General features: G+C 55.1%; 17 protein-coding genes. 8 read left to right on the top strand and 9 right to left on the bottom strand.

What is annotated here, in order from left to right:
• Nucleotides 1-3: 3 nt before the first annotated feature.
• From ACZ5ER_RS08760 to ACZ5ER_RS08740, 5 genes are read right to left on the bottom strand one after another with little or no spacing between them, the layout of a single operon-like run.
• Nucleotides 4-876, bottom strand: a complete 873-nt coding sequence (locus ACZ5ER_RS08760; protein ID WP_050003559.1) for a respiratory chain complex I subunit 1 family protein — start codon at nt 874-876, stop codon at nt 4-6.
• A 1-nt stretch (nt 877) separates the two neighbouring features.
• Entirely contained in the window at nt 878-2,689 is a 1,812-nt protein-coding gene (locus ACZ5ER_RS08755) for a proton-conducting transporter transmembrane domain-containing protein (protein ID WP_464934246.1), read from the bottom strand.
• Nucleotides 2,690-4,114, bottom strand: coding sequence for a hydrogenase 4 subunit D (locus ACZ5ER_RS08750; RefSeq protein ID WP_144244854.1), 1,425 nt, complete (start codon nt 4,112-4,114; stop codon nt 2,690-2,692). It lies immediately after the preceding gene.
• Nucleotides 4,111-4,608 carry a 4Fe-4S dicluster domain-containing protein gene (locus tag ACZ5ER_RS08745; RefSeq protein WP_050003557.1) on the bottom strand — a complete coding sequence of 166 codons (498 nt, stop codon included), beginning with the start codon at nt 4,606-4,608 and terminating at the stop codon, nt 4,111-4,113. Before ACZ5ER_RS08745 ends, ACZ5ER_RS08750 begins: the two co-directional genes overlap by 4 nt.
• Nucleotide 4,609: 1 nt before the next feature.
• On the bottom strand, nt 4,610-6,523 hold the full coding sequence (locus ACZ5ER_RS08740; RefSeq protein ID WP_464934245.1) for a molybdopterin oxidoreductase family protein: 1,914 nt from the start codon (nt 6,521-6,523) through the stop codon (nt 4,610-4,612).
• 247 nt (nt 6,524-6,770) lie between these two features.
• On the opposite strand from ACZ5ER_RS08740, the gene hydB reads away from it, so the two are divergent.
• Genes hydB through ACZ5ER_RS08710 form a run of 6 tightly spaced genes read left to right on the top strand, consistent with a single transcriptional unit; the run spans nt 6,771 to nt 11,511 of the window.
• Nucleotides 6,771-7,874: an NADPH-dependent hydrogenase/sulfhydrogenase 1 subunit beta gene (gene hydB, locus ACZ5ER_RS08735; protein WP_050003555.1), complete on the top strand. Its 1,104-nt coding sequence runs from the start codon at nt 6,771-6,773 to the stop codon at nt 7,872-7,874.
• On the top strand, nt 7,871-8,761 hold the full coding sequence (hydG, locus tag ACZ5ER_RS08730; RefSeq protein WP_050003554.1) for an NADPH-dependent hydrogenase/sulfhydrogenase 1 subunit gamma: 891 nt from the start codon (nt 7,871-7,873) through the stop codon (nt 8,759-8,761). The genes hydB and hydG overlap by 4 nt, the downstream gene beginning before the upstream one ends.
• A gap of 10 nt (nt 8,762-8,771) precedes the next feature.
• Complete coding sequence (hydD, locus tag ACZ5ER_RS08725) at nt 8,772-9,563, top strand: NADPH-dependent hydrogenase/sulfhydrogenase 1 subunit delta (RefSeq protein WP_050003553.1); 792 nt, start codon at nt 8,772-8,774, stop codon at nt 9,561-9,563.
• Nucleotides 9,560-10,843, top strand: a complete 1,284-nt coding sequence (gene hydA, locus ACZ5ER_RS08720; RefSeq protein ID WP_050003552.1) for an NADPH-dependent hydrogenase/sulfhydrogenase 1 subunit alpha — start codon at nt 9,560-9,562, stop codon at nt 10,841-10,843. Before hydD ends, hydA begins: the two co-directional genes overlap by 4 nt.
• Before the next feature lie 50 nt (nt 10,844-10,893).
• Nucleotides 10,894-11,103, top strand: coding sequence for a hypothetical protein (locus ACZ5ER_RS08715; RefSeq protein ID WP_050003551.1), 210 nt, complete (start codon nt 10,894-10,896; stop codon nt 11,101-11,103).
• Between the two features lie 12 nt (nt 11,104-11,115).
• The gene (locus ACZ5ER_RS08710) at nt 11,116-11,511 is read left to right on the top strand and encodes a type II toxin-antitoxin system VapC family toxin (RefSeq protein ID WP_464934244.1); all 396 of its coding nucleotides are present in this window, start codon (nt 11,116-11,118) and stop codon (nt 11,509-11,511) included.
• A 1-nt stretch (nt 11,512) separates the two neighbouring features.
• Here the strand turns inward: ACZ5ER_RS08710 and ACZ5ER_RS08705 are convergent, their stop codons facing one another.
• Nucleotides 11,513-12,241 (bottom strand): hypothetical protein, encoded by a 729-nt coding sequence (locus tag ACZ5ER_RS08705; RefSeq protein ID WP_464934243.1) that lies wholly within the window; start codon nt 12,239-12,241, stop codon nt 11,513-11,515.
• A 109-nt stretch (nt 12,242-12,350) separates the two neighbouring features.
• Between ACZ5ER_RS08705 and ACZ5ER_RS08700 the strand changes: the two genes are divergently transcribed.
• Together ACZ5ER_RS08700 and ACZ5ER_RS08695 are read left to right on the top strand one after the other, a co-directional pair.
• Nucleotides 12,351-12,794: a hydrogenase maturation protease gene (locus ACZ5ER_RS08700; protein ID WP_464934242.1), complete on the top strand. Its 444-nt coding sequence runs from the start codon at nt 12,351-12,353 to the stop codon at nt 12,792-12,794.
• A gap of 78 nt (nt 12,795-12,872) precedes the next feature.
• Nucleotides 12,873-13,061: a hypothetical protein gene (locus ACZ5ER_RS08695; protein ID WP_050003548.1), complete on the top strand. Its 189-nt coding sequence runs from the start codon at nt 12,873-12,875 to the stop codon at nt 13,059-13,061.
• 103 nt (nt 13,062-13,164) lie between these two features.
• On the opposite strand, the gene smsB is transcribed toward ACZ5ER_RS08695, so the two are convergent.
• From smsB to lonB, 3 genes are all read right to left on the bottom strand, one after another.
• The gene (gene smsB / locus ACZ5ER_RS08690) at nt 13,165-14,505 is read right to left on the bottom strand and encodes an SUF-like minimal system protein SmsB (RefSeq protein ID WP_050003547.1); all 1,341 of its coding nucleotides are present in this window, start codon (nt 14,503-14,505) and stop codon (nt 13,165-13,167) included.
• Complete coding sequence (sufC, locus tag ACZ5ER_RS08685) at nt 14,502-15,242, bottom strand: Fe-S cluster assembly ATPase SufC (protein ID WP_050003546.1); 741 nt, start codon at nt 15,240-15,242, stop codon at nt 14,502-14,504. The genes smsB and sufC overlap by 4 nt, the downstream gene beginning before the upstream one ends.
• A gap of 106 nt (nt 15,243-15,348) precedes the next feature.
• Nucleotides 15,349-17,253, bottom strand: coding sequence for an ATP-dependent protease LonB (gene lonB / locus ACZ5ER_RS08680; protein WP_050003974.1), 1,905 nt, complete (start codon nt 17,251-17,253; stop codon nt 15,349-15,351).
• Between the last annotated feature and the right edge of the window lie 42 nt (nt 17,254-17,295).

The raw sequence follows: 17,295 nt of genomic DNA, 5'->3' as shown, positions 1-17,295 counted from the left end.
GTCTCACCATCCCAGCCATGCGATTATCATGATTATCACACCGATAACGATGGCCTTGACCCCCTGCTTCGTTGCCTGGTCGAGCCTGTGGCGGGCGTTCAGGGACTCGTAGGTCACCATCAAGAGGTATGTGAGCAGGAACACCAGCAGCTGGAGGGCGAATGCGACGACGCCTTCAGCCACAGGGAGGGCCACGAAGGACGCGAACAGCCATATCATTGCGAACCTCTTTATCTGGAGTGCCCACTTGAACAGACCGAGAAGCCTTCCGCTGTACTCTGTGAGGGGACCTTCCAGGATTTCCGTCTCCGCCTCGGCGATGTCGTAGGGTATGAACCCGGACTCCACGTAGGTGACGTAGAGGAGCAGCAGGTAGGCTCCGATGATTGAGGGGCTCGGGGAGATTGAGCGGGCGATCTTGGTTATGCTCAGCGAGCCTGTCTTGAGGGCGAATATGCCTATCGTAACCGCGAAGAGCGGCTTGAAGATCAGCGAGAGCGTTAGCTCTCTGTTGGCACCAGCGTGGGAGTACGAGTTGTCTACGCTCAGGGCTCCAAACACCAGGGCCGCGGAAAACAGTGTGAAGACGTATATGAATGCTATCAGGTCTCCCCCGAAGTTTATTATCGCGCCTGACCCGTAGGGCAGCATGAGGGCCATGCAGAGGGCACTCGCGAGCGCGACGTAGGGGGCCATCCTGAAAGCGAGCGATGACGTTGGGAGTATTGATTCCATGGAGAGGAGCGTGATTATGTCGTACCACGTCTGGAGGATTGAGGGCCCTACCCTGTTCTGTATCATCGCCTTCACTTTCCTCGCGACGCCATCTAGCAATGGTGGTAAAAATGGAGCAATGATTGCCCCGATGAGCTCCATATCAGATCACCCCCACCAGTACGGCCATAGTCAGGATTATGGTGAACAGCGCCAGAAACGTCACCGCGAGCAGAGCGTTCAGGTTCTTGGACAGCTCCCTCATCACGTAGGAAGTCCCTGCCATCAGCCGGATTACAGGCATGAACACCATCTCATCGAGGTAGCCCATGTCCCTGGAGGAGTACCACCTCTCGAAGGCCGAGAGCTTATCCTCAATCTTCCCGCCGATGATGCTGAGCTTCTCACCCCACCTTGAGACCGGGGTGAACATGTGCTCGGGCTTCTGCTCGAACTTCTCAGCGGGCTCGCCCGTGGTCCAGGGGGCGTCCAGGTTCTTCTTTGTGGGCAGGGCTATTGCCACCGCGACTATGATTGAGAACAGCACCCCTGTAAAGAGCAGTGCGTTGAAAGTTGCCCCGCCGAGCGAAATCAGCCACGGGTTTCCGACGTCAACATCTGCCAGTCCCGCTATCACGCCGGGGAATATTCCAGCGGCCACACACAGGACTGCAAGGAGGGCCTCTCCCGCGAGCATGAGCGGGGCCGCTTCGTGGGCCTCAACGTTGGGCTCTCCCCTGAAGATGCGGTATATCTTGATGTAGGCGGCCAGAGTTAATGCGCTCGCGAACAGGCTTACCACTCCTCCCCCGACCAGCAGGGGGTCCTTTGAGAGGAACGTCGCCTGGTATATCAGCCACTTGCTTATGAAGCCGTTTAACGGCGGAACCGCGGACACAGAGAGGATTCCCACGACCATCATCGCCGCGGTGAAGGGCATTTTCTTTCCGAGACCCCTCAGCTCAAGGTCTTTCCTGCCCGTTGCGTGGAGCACGTTGCCCGAAAGCATGAAGAGCAGGTTCTTAAAGACGAGGTGGTTGAAGGCGTGGAGCAGTAGGGCAAGGAAAGCGATTTTCTTGAGGGTTCCGTCCAGCATTATGTAGGCCCCGAGCGCCAGGAACAGGTAGCCCATGTTGTCCACACTCGAATATGCCATGAGCCTCTTTATGTCCTTCTGGACAAGGGCCATTATCGCCCCAACCGCTATTGTGAGGACTGCAAGCACGACCATCGTCCTGGCGATTGCCTCGCTTCCCGGGAACAGCTCGACGACCCTTATCATACCGTAGATGGCCATCTTCAGCATCGTACCGCTCAGGAGCGCGGACACGTTGCTTGGAGCGACGGGGTGTGCCTCCGGGAGCCAGAAGTGTATGGGGAATATGCCCGCCTTTGACATGAAGCCAATCAGGAACGCCCAGAGTACCCAGGTCGGCACGTAGGCCCCCTGCAGGGCAGAGAAGCTGAGGGTTCCGAAATTGCTGTAGATGGCACCTATCGCGAGGAGGAGCGGTGCCGTGTTGAAGGCGTGCATTGCAACGAGGTAGATGAGGCTCGCCCTCTTGGTCTCTGGGTTGTCGTAGTACGTGACTATCAGCACGTAGGAGGCTATTGTCATGAGCTCCCAGAATATTATGAACCCGAGGAAGTCCCTGCTGAGCACTATGAGCGCCATTGAGAGTATGAAAGCAGGGTACGCGGCGAGGTTCAGGTGCCTCGGCTCCATGTACTCAGCGGTGTATAGTGAAACCGCGAAACCCGAGATTCCCACGAGTATGCAGAAGAACCTCGACAGGGTGTCGGTTATGAAGGTGAACTCAAGCCCGAAAATGGAGTAAGTAGCACTGATGCCGTTGAACGCCTCGACTATCAGGGCCAATGAGGCCAGAGCGGACAGTAACCCAACGACCTTTACCTGTTCTCGCCTGACGAGTCCTATTATGATTGCAATGGTGAAGAGGACCGCGAACAGCATTCACATCACCCCCAGGGCGAAGTACCCGATGTACGCCGAGACCAGGGAGAGGAGTATCAGCCCGGCCAGTGCGCCCTTTACGATGCCGTCAACTTTCTTTCCTTCTCCATCGCTGAACACCATCATGTTGATGCTCTTCAGCCCGACCGCCAGCAGTACGACGGAGTCCACAAGGATCAGGGCCAGCAGCAGTGCCCCGAGCGGGGAGCTGTACAGGGGGCCGGCGTTGAGGAAGAGGTAGAGCTTGCTGAAGAAAATGCCGAACGGCGGCAGTCCCGCGAGCCCGAGGAGCCCTATGGCCCAGCCGTATGCAAGTATCGGGGTCTCCTTGAGGCCCCTTATCTTCGTCATGTCCAGGGTGCCGTAGTAGTATGTGAAGGCTCCTGCGGTGAGGAACGCGAGGCCCTTGAGGTAGGCGTGGTTCATGAGCTGGAACAGCGCGATTTTAATCCCGACGGGGTGACCGAGGACTGCGGCCGCAACTCCTGTATACATTATGGCACACTCGGCTATCGTTGAGTAGGCGAGCAGCCTCTTGGCGTCGGTCTGCTTGGGATACGCGAGGATTGCTATCACCAGCGTCAGGGACAGGATTGCCGCCATCGGATAGAACGTCTCTCTGGGCGGATTCATGAACTGGACGACCCTTACCAGAAGGTAGACACCCATCTCGACCATCGCCGCTCCGTGAAGGAAGGCACTCGCAGGAGTTGGGGCCACCATAGCGTCAGGAATCCACGAGTAGAACGGGAACTGGGCGCTCTTTGTAAAGGCCGCAATCATGAGGCAGACGAACAGAATCAGTTTCTCGTTCCCGGGGAGGCTGCCGAGGAACTTCAGGCTGAGGTCGCCGTACTTGAACCCGAAGGCCACAGCGGTGTAGAAGCCGACCACTGCACCGAAGTTCGGTATCAGGAGGGCCTTGAGGGCGGACCTCTCAGATTTTCTGCTTCCATAGAAGCCCACGACACCCCAGCACGCCAGGCTCATCAGCTCGAAGAATATCAGCATCTGCAGTATCGTTGATGAGTATATGAACGTGAGCGTTGAGCCGAGGAATATCATCATCCACCCGTAGAACCTTCCCTTCTGGCCCCTGTGGGGGTGCCCGATGTTTCTATCGTCCATATACCTGACCGCGTAGGTCAGGAATATTGCACCCGCAGATGAAACCACCAGGGCCGTGAACACGCTCGTCGGGTCAATTATGAAGCCGTATACCTCACCGAAGCGCTCTGAGGCCAGCAGTTTAACATGAATCGTTGAGGGGGACGAGTAAAACAGGACGCCGGCGGCAACCTGAAGTATCGTCGAGGCCCAGAGGAGGGGGAGCATTACGGCGTCTGCCTTTCTGTCATCGAGGGCGAAGCAGACGGCACCGACATACGCGAGGATTATTGAAAGCGCTATGAGCTCGAATATCATACGGTTCCCCCCATTATCTTTTCAACCTTCTTGGCGAGCTCCTCAACCTTGGCAAGGTTCTGTTTGACCTTTATCTGGAGTATCTCCTCCTCGCTGGCGAAAATCAGCGCGTCCGTCGGGCAGGTCGTGACACACGCCGGAAGCTTGCCCTCCTCCCTGCGGTGACTGCAGAGGTCGCACTTGGCCATAATCTTCAGCTCGGGGACGAACTCAGGCGTGCCGAATGGGCACGCAACGGAGCAGAACATACAGCCTATGCAGTCCTGGGCCTTAACGCGTACGGCCCCGTCTTCGTCCCTGTAGAGCGCCCTGGCGGGACAGACCAGCATACAGGGGGCGTTTTCACAGTGCCTGCAGTTAAAGGACATCATGAGCAGTTCCGACGTCTCGATGAGCGTGATGTTGGCCTTCCCGTGGTGCTCCCTGGCGCAGGCAATCTCACAGGCCCTGCACCCTATGCAGTTCCTAAAGTCGATAAAGACCCTCTTCCCCATATCACTCCACCCTCTCAAGTTTGCATGAACATGCTTTCATCTGGGGTAGACCGGTTTCCTCATCAATCTTCAGGCTCATTATGCGGTTGGCGCCCTCGTGCCAGGGGGCCTTAATCGTGCCGGGAATGACTGTCCCGGACACCTTCACGGTTCCAATGTACTCCCCGTTCTCAGAGACGAGTTTTATCCTGTCGCCGTCCTTTACCCCCCACTTCCGGGCGTCTTCCTCGCTTACCAGGACGGGCAGGTCTTGCCACCTGACGTGCAGTGAGGGGCTTCTCTTGGTCATAGTTCCAGTCTGGAACTGGCCCACGTACCTGACGGTGATCATGACCGGGGGCTCAAGGGTGGGCATTCTCTCGGAAGTGTATGCCTTGACGGGCCCGGAGCGTGGTTCCGTGCTCCATATAACTCCCTCTGGCCTTCTTATCAGGGTGCGCGGGCCGGCGTTTGCATACTGGGGAACGAGGGTGCTTATCTCGCGGAGAATCTCCTCGGCGAAGTAGAAGTCAAACCCCTCAAGTTCAAGCGCATTTCCCAGCTCCCTTAAAATGGCCCAGTCTGGCTTGGCGTCCTTCGGGGGCCACTTCACCCTGGAGCTCCACTGGATTCTCCTCTCGGCGTTCGTTGTAGAACCGTCGCTCTCAAGGAACGCGGCCGCGGGGAGAACGATATCGGCAAGTTCCGTTGTCTGCGTCGGGAATATGTCCTGGGCAACAACGAACTCTGCGCGTTTTAGGGCCTTTTCGGCCTCCGGAAAGCTCACCGCGATGTTTGCTCCCATAATGTAAAACGCTGAAATGTTGCACTTTTGCGCCTCTTTGATTGATTTCGGAATGTCGAGCCCTGCTTCGGCCGGGAGTCCCTCGTTCTTCCAGGCCTCCCTGAAGAAGTCTACCTCGTCGTACCTCCTGTACCCGGGCAGTAAGTCGGGCACCACGCCCATATCCATGACTCCCTGGGAGTTGTTCTGTCCAGCAATCGGCAGGACTTTGAAGTCAACCATTGAGGCGAGTGTTATAATGCTCCTGATAACGTCGTAGCCGTTGGAGTGGAGTGCGATGCCTGAGCCCCACAGGATGACACCCTCTCCCCCAAGGGAGATGTCTCTGGCTATCTTCTCGATGTCCCTCGCAGGCACCCCGGTTATTTTTTCGGCGTGCTCCGGAGTGTACTTGCCGATTATTTTGAGGTCGGAGGCAGTAAAGTGGGCGCTCCTCGCGTTTCTCATTTTTATCAGGAGGTTTGTGAGTGCGTTTATCAGCGCAATGTCCGTGCCCGGAAACGGGCGGACGTGAGTGCTGGCAAACTTTGTGGTCTTGGTCTTCCTAGGGTCTATGACTATGACCTTGGCCCCCCTGTTCTTGGCCTTTAGAACCCTGCGGAAAATAAGCGGGGCGGTCTCAGCCAGGTTGGTTCCCCATACGATTATCACATTGCTTTTCTCAACATCATCGTACGTCGCCCAGTTCCTTTCGAAGCTTGCGTCCAGTATGGCCTTCACGGATACACCGTGGCAGAGGTGGCTGGTGTTGTCAACGTTGTTTGTCCCGATGCTCCTCGCGAGTTTCTGAAAGAGGTACGCAGACTCGTTGCTGACCTTTCCCCCCGCAATGAACATGAGCTTGTTAGGGTCGTCCTTTATGTAGTCCCGGATAAAAGATGCGATTTCATTTATTGCCTCCTTCCAGCTTATCTTTACGAATTTTCCTTCTTCAACGGCTTTCAGCGGGACTTTCAGTCTCTCTTTGCTGAGCAGGTGTTCAAACATGGCGTTCCCTTTCGGACAGAGCTTTCCGCGGTCATTGGGGACGTTTATATCGGTGACATACTCTATCATGAACGGGCGGGATAGTTCTTTCTTAACATACGCCCTGCACCCGGTTCCACAATAAGGGCAGGTGATGAGCTGCATACTTTTCCCTCCAGCATGTGTACAATTATGTTCATGTGACCATAAGTGTTCAATTGTCAGTCCAGTGAGAAACTTTTAAGGATTTTTTAAACCTTGATTGAACAACTAAAGGTTTTCTCAACCTTTGGTTTTGAAACTAAGGGTTCAGAAATGCTTTTTTACAGAATTGAATGACTATAATTGAGGCTTAGAGCATATATCAAATCAGTGACGTACAGACATTTTTTGACAAAAAGGGGTGGTGGAGTTGAGGTATGTTAAGCTGCCGAAGGAGAACACCTACGAGTTCTTGGAGCGGTTGAAAGAATGGGGCAAGCTATATGCCCCCGTTAAGGTATCGGAGAAGTTCTACGACTTCAGGGAAGTGGATGACGTCAGGAAAGTCGAGTTCAACTACAACAGAACCATAATGCCCCCGAAGAAGTTCTTCTTCCTGCCGAGGGAGAAGCTCTTCGAGTTCAACATTTCAGAGGCTGAGTACCGCGAGACAATTGAGAACGTTGAACCCTTCGTGGTCTTCGGCGTCCATGCCTGCGACATATTCGGCCTTAAGATACTCGACACAATTTACCTTGACGAGCTCCCGGACAAATACTACAAGGTTCGGCGTGAGAAGGGAATCATCGTAGGCATCAGCTGTGTGCCGGACGAGTACTGCTTCTGCAATTTGAGGGAGACCGACTTTGCAGATGATGGCTTCGACCTCTTCCTGCACGAGCTTCCCGACGGCTGGCTCGTCCGCGTTGGGACTCCCACCGGCCACAGGATAGTTGACAAGAACCTTGAGCTGTTTGAGGAAGTAACGCCCCAGGACGTGTGCAGCTTTAGGGAATTCGAAAACAAGAGGCACCAGATGTTCAGGTACCACGAGGACTGGGCTGACCTGAGGTACCTGCTTGAGCTCGAGACAGAGCACCCGATGTGGGACGAGCAGTCCGACATCTGTCTCGCCTGCGGTAACTGCAACACGACCTGCCCGACGTGCAGGTGCTTTGACGTCCAGGACGTCCCAAACATAGATGGGAACACCGGGGTAAGGGTGAGGAGGTGGGACTCCTGCCAGCTGGTCAGGCATGGAATGGTGGCGGGCGGACACAACTTCAGGCCGACAAAGAAGTCCAGGTTCATGAACAGGTATATGTGCAAAAACGCATACATTGAACAGCTCGGTCTCAGCTACTGTGTTGGCTGCGGCAGGTGCTCCTACTTCTGTCCCGCCGGGATAAACTTTGTGCGGAACCTCCGGGTAATTCTGGGCCTTGAAGAGGCAACGTGCCCGCCAAGAGTCTCCGAAGAGATTCCGAAGAAAGGGTTTGCGTACACACCTTCCGTTAGGGGTGATGAACTATGACCATTCCGAGGTTCATTTCTCCGGGCAACACCTTTGCGGAGGAGAACCCCTACGCCCTGGGAAAGGTCAGGGTTCTCAGGGTGTACCAGCTGACCGAGCTGGAAAAGCTGTTTCTGTTCAGGTTTGAAGACCCGACCATAGCCGAGAACTGGACGTTCAGGCCGGGCCAGTTCGTCCAGCTCACAATACCCGGCGTGGGTGAAGTGCCTATCAGCGTGTGTTCCTCCCCCATGAGGCAGGGTTTCTTTGAGCTCTGCATACGAAAAGCTGGAAGGGTGACCACAGTCGTCCACAAACTTAAGCCTGGTGACACCGTCCTCGTGCGGGGCCCCTACGGGAACGGCTTTCCCGTTGACCAGTGGGAGGGAATGGACCTGCTCCTAATAGCGGCAGGTCTTGGAACCGCACCCCTGAGAAGCGTCTTCCTCTACGCAATGGACAACCGCTGGAAGTACGGCAACATAACCTTCATCAACACCGCCCGCTATGGGAAAGATTTGCTCTTCTACAAGGAGCTTGAGGCAATGAAGGACATCGCAGAGGCCGAGAACGTCAAGATAATCCAGAGCGTCACCAGAGACCCCGACTGGCCGGGCCCGAAGGGAAGGCCGCAGAAGTTCATCGGCGAGGCGAACACAGACCCCAAAAACACGGCCGTGGCAATCTGCGGCCCGCCGAGAATGTACAAGGACGTTTTCGAGTCCCTCATCGAGCACGGTTACAAGCCCGAGAACATCTACGTCACGCTGGAGAGAATGATGAAGTGCGGAATCGGGAAGTGCGGCCACTGCAACGTGGGAACGAGCACCTCCTGGAAGTACGTCTGTAAAGACGGCCCAGTCTTCACGTACTTCGACATAGTATCAACACCGGGAATGCTTGACTGAGGTGGTGGGAATGAAAGGAAAACTTCGCATTGGGTTCTACGCCCTCACCTCCTGCTACGGCTGTCAGCTCCAGTTTGCCATGATGGACGAGATAGTCCAGCTTATCCCCAACGCCGAGATAGTGTGCTGGTACATGCTGGAGAGGGACTCCTACGAGGAAAAACCTGTGGACATAGCGTTCATTGAGGGGAGCGTGTCCACGGAGGAAGAGGTCAGGCTCGTTAGGAAGATACGCGAGAACGCTAAGATAGTGGTTGCCGTTGGTTCCTGCGCAGTTCACGGCGGTGTGCAGAGCTGGGAGAAGGACAAGCCAGTCGAAGAGCTCTGGAAGGCGGTTTACGGAAACGCAACGGTCAAGTTCAGGCCCAAGCCCGCCAAGCCAGTTGAGGACTACATCAAGGTGGACTACCGCATCTACGGTTGCCCGCCGGAGAAAAAGGACTTCCTCTACGCTCTGGGCACGTTCCTCGTAGGCTCCTGGCCTGAGGACATAGACTACCCCGTCTGCGTTGAGTGCAGGCTGAATGGGCACCCGTGCATACTAATAGAGAAAGGCGAGCCGTGCCTTGGCCCCATAACGAGAGCCGGCTGTGACGCCCGCTGTCCGGGCTTCGGAGTGGCGTGCATTGGCTGCAGGGGAGCGATAGGCTACGATGTGGCGTGGTTCGACTCACTCGCCAGGACGTTCAAGGAGAAGGGACTCACTAAAGAGGAGATACTCCAGCGCATGAAGATTTTCAACGCCCACAACCCGAAGCTCGAGGAGATGGTTGAGAAAATATTCAGGGAGGTGAAAGAATGAACAACGTCTACCTCCCCATAACCGTTGACCACATAGCGCGCGTTGAGGGCAAGGGCGGTGTCGAAATACTCGTCAGCGACGACGGGGTTAAGGAGGTTCGGCTCAACATCATAGAGGGCCCGAGGTTCTTCGAGGCCATAACCCTGGGCAAGAAGCTCGAAGAAGCCTTGGCAGTTTACCCGAGGATATGCTCCTTCTGTTCGGCCGCCCACAAGCTCACCGCGGTTGAAGCCGCTGAGAAGGCGATTGGCTTCACCCCGCGTGAGGAAATCCGGGCGCTCAGGGAGGTTCTCTACATCGGCGACATGATAGAGAGCCACGTGCTCCACCTGTACCTCCTCGTCTTACCGGATTACCTCGGCTACTCTGGGCCACTCCACATGGTTGAGGAATACAAGAAGGAGATAGGCATAGCCCTCGACCTCAAGAACCTCGGGAGCTGGATGATGGACGAACTCGGAGCGAGGGCAATACACCAGGAGAACGTTGTTCTGGGAGGCTTCGGGAAGCTGCCGGGCAAGGCCACCCTTGAGCTCATGAAGAAGCGCCTACAGGAAGCGCTCCCCAAGGCGGAGTACACCTTCGAGCTGTTCTCAGAGCTGGAGCAGTATGGGGACGTCGAGGGGCCGATAACGCACCTCGCCGTGAAGCCGAGAGGGCCCTATGGAATCTACGGCGACTACATAAGCGCCAGCGACGGAAACGAGTTCCCGAGCGAGGCATACAGGGAGCACATAAAGGAGTTCGTAGTCGAGCACAGCTTCGCCAAGCACTCCCACTACCACGGGAAGCCCTTCATGGTGGGGGCAATCTCTCGCGTCGTCAACCACTCAGACAAGCTCTACGGAATGGCAAAGGAACTCTACGAGGCCCACAAGGACCTGCTCAGGCCGACCAACCCCTTCGCCAACAACCTCGCCCAGGCCCTTGAGCTCGTCTACTTCACGGAGAGGGCGATTGACCTCATAGACGAGGCCCTGGCGAAGTGGCCGATAAGGCCGAGGGACGAAGTTGAGATAAAGGACGGCTTCGGCGTCTCGACCACCGAGGCACCGCGCGGAATCCTCGTTTACGCGCTCGAAGTCAAGGACGGAAAGGTAGCCTACGCGGACATCATAACCCCGACCGCCTTCAACCTCGCCATGATGGAGCAGCACGTGAGAATGATGGCGGAGAAGCACTACAACGACGACCCGGAGAGGCTCAAGTACCTCGCGGAGATGGTTGTAAGGGCCTACGACCCGTGCATCTCCTGTTCAGTGCACGTGGCGAGGCTCTGATTTCTCAACTTTTTTAAGGGCCTGGTGACAGAAAAATACTGGGGAGCACTATGGCCGAAGAAATCGTTGACCTTGTCATACACGTGAAAGTGCCCAAGAAGTACGCTGAGACCTTCAGGAAGGACGTTGAGGCTATGGCATGGTATCTCTCTCACAAGGACGAGCTCTTCGAAAACATGAAGAAGCTTAAGGGCATCATGAAGACCGATAAATCCTGGAAGGAACTCAAGAGGGAATTCTATGAGGGAATTGCTGATTGACAGCTCCTCATCGTGGAGTACTTCAAAGGTAGCGAACGGGCGGTTAAACTCTTTGAGTCCTTTGAGAACGAAGACGTAGCCCTTTACATCACCGAAACAGTGTTCAGTGAGGTTACGTATCTGCTCCTCGGCTATTTCTCAAACCTCGCACCCAGGACCCTCAAAGGAAAGAAGGATAAACTGCCACCTGAGATTCAGGTTGTTTTTAAAGCTCTGAGAGGCTTTGGGTTCATTGAGTCCACACAAAGAACGGTCTTTAAGGCAATGGAGCTCATCGAGAAGTACGCCATGCTCCCCAACGATGCACTGATTCTCGCAACCTGCATCGAGCACGGCTTTGCCTTGGCTACGCTCGATGAGGACTTCTTTGAACCCGCAAAGAAGGAAAGGGTGGAGCTGATTTCCTGAATCACTTTCCAGCTATCTCCTCGCAGGGGAAGTACACCTTTCCGACGAAAGCATCTCCCATCGGCCCGACGACGTGAATTTCGCCGATTGAGTATCTGTAGATTACTGTAACTCCACCGCTCGTTGTTTTGCAGACCTCGGGCAGGACGTAGGTGTCGTTCTTGAATTTAACAGATGGAGCGTTGGCGACTTGAATTGGCTCCGGCAGTTCAACAGTTACGTTGAAGGTCTCATTCCAGAGAGTTATCCTTTTCAGGGACCATCCGATGGGCCTGACGACGTAGTGTGTCCCATTCTTCTCGACATCGTAGTTGACGACCATGTCAATAACCCTTGTTGGAGTTCCAGAGAACTTTATGTTCGCTATCGCAACGGAGCCGTTTTTAAGCCATACCGTTAGGGAGTAGAACTTCTCTGAGGAGTCTTCGTCGAGGGCGGGAACGACAAGATAAACGTCCTTTGAGAGCCTAAAGGCCGAAACGTTGCTCACATCCGAACCCGCTTTTACTAGTATGGCAGGATATACATCGTTTATGACAAGACTCTTGTAGCCGACAAAGTTAGTACTCACGTTAATCTCAATAACAGTCACATTGAGGGGTACTTTGAAGGGGACGTAAATCACGTTGAGGACAAAGCCAGGGGACGTTGTCTCGCCTCCCGTCTGGACTAGACAACCTGCCGAGAAAACGACGAGCACCAGAAGCAACGGCGCAATCTTCCACGTCATTGGAACATCCCCCTTTTAAACTTTGAGATGGTCATGACTACTGCGAAAAGTATATAAGGGTTTCGATAAGGCTCATAAACCCCCGGGACAACCTTGTGAGGGAGGCAAAATGAGCACCCTAATCCTTGCACTCGGCAACGAGCTGATGAAGGACGATGGAATCGGGCTGAAGGCCGGCAGAATTCTGGCCGAGAAAGGTTACAACGTCCTTGAGGTCGGGACTGACATCTTCAGGCTCTCAAACCACTACAGCGGGGAGGATAGGCTGATAATCATAGACGCTATTCTGAGCGACGAGCTTGAGCCGGGGAGCGTCCTACACCTTGCCGGCGAAGAGGTCTTCGAGAAGCTGAAGGCGGAGATAAGGAGTGCCCACTTCATGGGTGCGATAGACGGGCTCAAACTCCTCATGAAGCTCGACGAAAAGCTTGCAAATGCGGAGATACACTTCATCGGCGTCGTCGCCAAAGAAATAGACCTCGGAATGGAGCTCAGCGAGGAAGTTGAGAGGGCCCTGCCGGAAGTAATAAGGCTTGTCGAGGAGCTTTATTGATACCCGTGATGTTACGATATACCCTTCCTGAGGAAGCATTAAATACTCCCAATGCGTAGATAAGAGCTGGGTGGTACTGTGCGCGGGCCGATTCCCGACCAGATAACTGTTAAGCGGTCTGAGATGCTGGCCAGTGAGAAAAACGAGCGGTATATCCGCGAAAGCAGGGAAGTGAAGCAGTATTCAACACTTGAAACAGTTATTGTGGCGATTCTTGGTCTCATAGCCCTTGGATTTGTGGTGTATGTGCTGATGCATTACGTCTGATAACAGGCTTGCAGGCAATATGGGCAATGCATTCTTTTTATTCGCGAGAATCTAAAACTGCCAAGCTCTAGAGGGAAGAAAAAGACAAAGATACCTGGCGAGTTCACATGCCCCCGCTCACGGCGAGCTCGATAATCTTCCTAATCTCGACCAGGAACTCCATCGGTATGTCCTTGAGCATCGGTTCGAGGAAGCCCTTGACTATGAGCTGGGTCGCCTTCTCCTCGTCCAGGCCCCTAGACATCAGGTAGAAGAGCTCCTCCTCGCGTATCTTGCCGATAGCAGCCTCGTGGCTCAGCTCCGCATCATCAACCCTACTGACGAGACCAGGATATGTCTCCATGGTGGCCTTGTCGCTCATGAGGAGCGCGTCACAGCTTATGTGGCCCCTGGTCTTCGGCGCTTCAGCCCTTATCACTCCGCGCGTTATAACGGTGCTCTCGTCCATTATGACGGACTTACTGGCGTTTATTCCCGCCGCCCCTTTGCCACGGAGGTACATCTCTCCTCCGAGGTCAATGAACCAGTCCTTCTGGCCGAGCAGAATGCCGTTCAGCTCTACGTAGCCGTTCTCCTCGACCCAGTACTTCGGATTCGCGACATTGCTCTTGCCCGTTCCGAGGCCGACGGTCGTGTTGATGAAGCGCGCCCCCTTCCCAATCTTCGCCCTGGTCATCGGCCTCGTGTGGACGTACTCAGGCCAATTCTGCAGAACTGTCAGCTGGGCTTTAGCCCCCTCGTGGAGGTATGCCTCGGTCATGTCGAGGTGTAGGGAGTGCTTGACGAGTATTGGAGCCGTACAGCCCTCTATGAGGTGGAACTCGGTGTTGGGCTCGGCGATTATGATTATGTGAGGTGCCTGAGCCAATGCACTCTCCTGTATCAGGAAGAACAGGTGGAGCGGGAACGGAACCTTGAGTCCCTCTTTGACGTACAGGAAGATTCCACCGTTCCAGACCGCAGTGTGGTAGGCCGTCAGCTTGCTCTCATCAACGCTGAAGAGCTTGAGGAAGTGCTCCTTGACAATATCTGGGTACTTTCTGACGGCCTCTTCCGTCGGGAGGACGATTAGCCCCTTCTTTGCCCACTCCTGGAGGAACTGGTTGTAGATGACACCCGTGTCGGTCTGAACTGCCAATCCTGCTATGTACTTCTGCTCGACCTCTGAAATGCCGAGCCTGTCGAGGAGGGCCTTCATTTCCGGCGGGAGGTCGTCGAGGCTTTCAATGTTCTCAGGGATGCCTTCCACCTCGGGCTTCGCTATGAACTGGAGGAGCTCCTCCTCGCTTATGACCGGGTCGTTTAGCGGGGCCTTCTCAAAGGCTTCGAGCGCCTTGTACCTTATCCTCGTCATCCATTCAGGTTCCCTGTTCCTCTTTGCCAGCTCCTCAATCTGGTTCTCGATTATCGCCTTGGCGTCGCTAATGGTTATCGTTTCAGTCATGCTCCCACCTCCTCGAATATTCCGGCGAAGCCCTCTCTGTCTATCCTGTCCACGAGCTCTCCTCCGCCGGTTCTCACAATCCTGCCGTCCTTCATCACGTGGACGGTGATGCTCTCCCTGTCTATGTGCTGGAGGATCCTGCCGTAGTGAGTTATCAAAAGTATCGCCGTTCCCTTCTTGTGGAGCTCTTCGATTTTCCTGCTGATGACGCTCAGCGAGTCAACATCAACACCGCTGTCCGGCTCGTCGAGTATGAGAAGCTTCGGCTCGATGAGAACCGCCTGCAGGAGCTCAAGCCTCTTCCTCTCACCGCCGGAGAAGCCGACGTTGACGTAGCGGTGCAGGTCTTCTTCCTTAAACCAGAACTCCCTGGCCTTCTCTACTATCAGGTCGTAGGCCTCAACCGGGTCAAGCCCCTTGAGCTCGACGAGAACCTGCTGGAGGAACTCGATTATCTTAACGCCCTCGACCTCCGGAGGGTGCTGGAAGGCGAGCATTATACCCCTCTTAACCCTCTCGTCGGGGCTGAGGTCGGTTACTTCCTCACCGTCGAAGAGAATCCTTCCGTCCTTGACCTCGTACTTCGGGTGGCCGGCTATTGTGAGCGCGAGTGTTGACTTTCCTGAGCCGTTTGGGCCCATAACAACGTGGAATTCACCGGGGTTAACCTCCAGGTCAACGCCCTTGAGAATCTCTTTGTTTTCGACGTTCACGTGAAGGTTCTCAACTTTGAGCATTAGCTCACCTCCATGGGTAACGTAAGTGGGACGTTTTTTAAGCATTACTGGACACAGATGTGAACTTTGAAACAATGGCAGAGAAGGGAGATAAAAAGAAACTGGTTTAGTTTCCGATTGGAAGGGCCTCGCGGATTTTCCTGAGGAGTTCGTCTTTGGCCGGTGAGTCTTCGAGGGCTATTTCGAGCACCTCGTCAATCCTTTCGACAGGGTAAATCTCTATCTTCTCCGCCTTGTCCGGGCTGAGGAAGACGTCCTTCTCGTTGGCCTTCGGGATTATGACCTTCTTTATGCCTGCCTCGATGGCCGCTTCAATCTTCGGCGTTGCGCCACCTATCGGCAGGACTTCACCGCGAACACTCAGAGAGCCGGTCATTGCAACGTCCTGCCTTATCGGAATGTTCTCAAGGGCGGAGATTACGGCCGTTGCAACGCTTATGCTGGCGGAGTCGCCCTCGACGCCCTCGTAGGTCTGGAGGAACTGGACGTGGATGTCGTACCTGCTGATGTCTTCTCCCTTGTAGCGCTTGATGATTGCCGAGACGTTCTGCACGGCCTCCTTTGCTATCTCACCGAGCTTTCCTGTGACGATTATCTTGCCCTCCTCCTTGCTCGCCGCGGGGGCCACAACGGCCTCAATCGGGAGGACTATACCGCTTTGCTCGCCTATGACGGCCAGGCCGTTGACCCTGCCTATCTCGCCGCCCTCCGTCTTTATGACCTGATATTCTTTCTTGTTCTCTATGTACCAGTCCGCGAGCTGTTTTTCTAGGGGCTTTGCCATTTTCATGGCCTCAAGCACGTCTTCCCTCTCAACGATGCTCTTGCCCTTCTTGATCGCGATGTCGCCGGCGGCCCTTACGATACCGCCGAGGTCGCGGAGGCGGAGGGTGAGGTGTCCCTTTCTGCCGGCCCTCTTCTGGGCCTCACGGACGATTTCCTCAACCGCGTCCCTCGTGAAGTGCGGAATCTTGCCGTCGCGCTTGACCTCCTGGGCGACGAACTGGACGAGCTTGCGCCTGTTCTCAATGGTGTCCGGCATCGTGGTGCGCATGTAGACCTCGTAACCGTATCCCCTGATTCTCGAACGGAGCGCGGGGTGCATCTTGTCTATCGTGTCGAGGTTTCCTGCGGCCACAAGAATAAAGTCGCATGGAACTGGCTCCGTTCTCACCATAGCACCGCTTGAGAGTTCGCTCTGGCCGGTAATCGGGAACTTCTTTTCCTGCATCGCTGTGAGGAGGCTCTGCTGCATCTTGAGGCTGAGGGTCGCTATCTCGTCTATGAACAGGACGCCCTTGTGGGCGCGGTGTATCATTCCGGGCTCAACACGCTCGTGGGCGGGGGTTCCGAGGCCACCGCTCTGGAACGGGTCGTGCCTGACGTCGCCGAGGAGCGCTCCCGCGTGTGCGCCGGTCGCGTCAATGAACGGAGCCTTGGTCCTTCCGCAGTTGTCAACGAGGAGCTTGGGGACTAGGACACTGTTCCTGAAGCGCATGTTGGAGAGCGCCATCATGGTGAGTATCACAACGAAGATGCCCATGAGGAGCGTAGTCGCGCTGAAGTCCATGAATATGGCGAACATCACGGTGAGCATGACGAAGAGCAGGATGTACGACTTTATGTTCTCCTGGTTCTTTGCCTTCTCGCGGTACTTCTCGACTATTCTCCTTCCCTGGCAGGCGGGCACCGTCTTAATCTTGGGCATGTTCTCGTCTTCGGGGTTCGGAAAGACCAGTACGTCCTCAAGGTTCTCCGTGGGGAGGAGCTCTGCCATCGCCTGGCCGAGCATGGACTTACCCGTGCCCGGCTCACCGATTAGGAGGACGTGCCTCTTCTGGGTCGCGGCGGTTTTTATGACCTCTACCGCGTGGTCCTGACCGATGACCTGGTCTATGAGCTTTTCAGGGACTTTGATTTCCGCTGTCGTCTCAAAGTCAATACCTAAGTCGAGTCTCTCCCCGTACTCGCCTGGGAGTGGTTTTTCCTTAACCATCTCCTCCTCGCTCATCTCCTTTCCCTCTCTCATCTCTAAAGGCCAATCAGGAAAGTG

It is taken from the genome of Thermococcus marinus (genome assembly GCF_055389025.1).
Note: the sequence above shows the minus strand (reverse complement) of the source record. Positions and strands in the feature narration are given on the sequence as shown.

Coding starts and splice junctions, on each gene's coding strand:
- ACZ5ER_RS08760 (WP_050003559.1), bottom strand. CDS start 876: ATGGAGCTCATCGGGGCAATCATTGCTCCATTTTTACCACCATTGCTA.
- ACZ5ER_RS08755 (WP_464934246.1), bottom strand. CDS start 2,689: ATGCTGTTCGCGGTCCTCTTCACCATTGCAATCATAATAGGACTCGTC.
- ACZ5ER_RS08750 (WP_144244854.1), bottom strand. CDS start 4,114: ATGATATTCGAGCTCATAGCGCTTTCAATAATCCTCGCGTATGTCGGT.
- ACZ5ER_RS08745 (WP_050003557.1), bottom strand. CDS start 4,608: ATGGGGAAGAGGGTCTTTATCGACTTTAGGAACTGCATAGGGTGCAGG.
- ACZ5ER_RS08740 (WP_464934245.1), bottom strand. CDS start 6,523: ATGCAGCTCATCACCTGCCCTTATTGTGGAACCGGGTGCAGGGCGTAT.
- hydG (WP_050003554.1), top strand. CDS start 7,871: ATGACCATTCCGAGGTTCATTTCTCCGGGCAACACCTTTGCGGAGGAG.
- hydD (WP_050003553.1), top strand. CDS start 8,772: ATGAAAGGAAAACTTCGCATTGGGTTCTACGCCCTCACCTCCTGCTAC.
- hydA (WP_050003552.1), top strand. CDS start 9,560: ATGAACAACGTCTACCTCCCCATAACCGTTGACCACATAGCGCGCGTT.
- ACZ5ER_RS08715 (WP_050003551.1), top strand. CDS start 10,894: ATGGCCGAAGAAATCGTTGACCTTGTCATACACGTGAAAGTGCCCAAG.
- ACZ5ER_RS08705 (WP_464934243.1), bottom strand. CDS start 12,241: ATGACGTGGAAGATTGCGCCGTTGCTTCTGGTGCTCGTCGTTTTCTCG.
- ACZ5ER_RS08700 (WP_464934242.1), top strand. CDS start 12,351: ATGAGCACCCTAATCCTTGCACTCGGCAACGAGCTGATGAAGGACGAT.
- smsB (WP_050003547.1), bottom strand. CDS start 14,505: ATGACTGAAACGATAACCATTAGCGACGCCAAGGCGATAATCGAGAAC.
- sufC (WP_050003546.1), bottom strand. CDS start 15,242: ATGCTCAAAGTTGAGAACCTTCACGTGAACGTCGAAAACAAAGAGATT.
- lonB (WP_050003974.1), bottom strand. CDS start 17,253: ATGAGCGAGGAGGAGATGGTTAAGGAAAAACCACTCCCAGGCGAGTAC.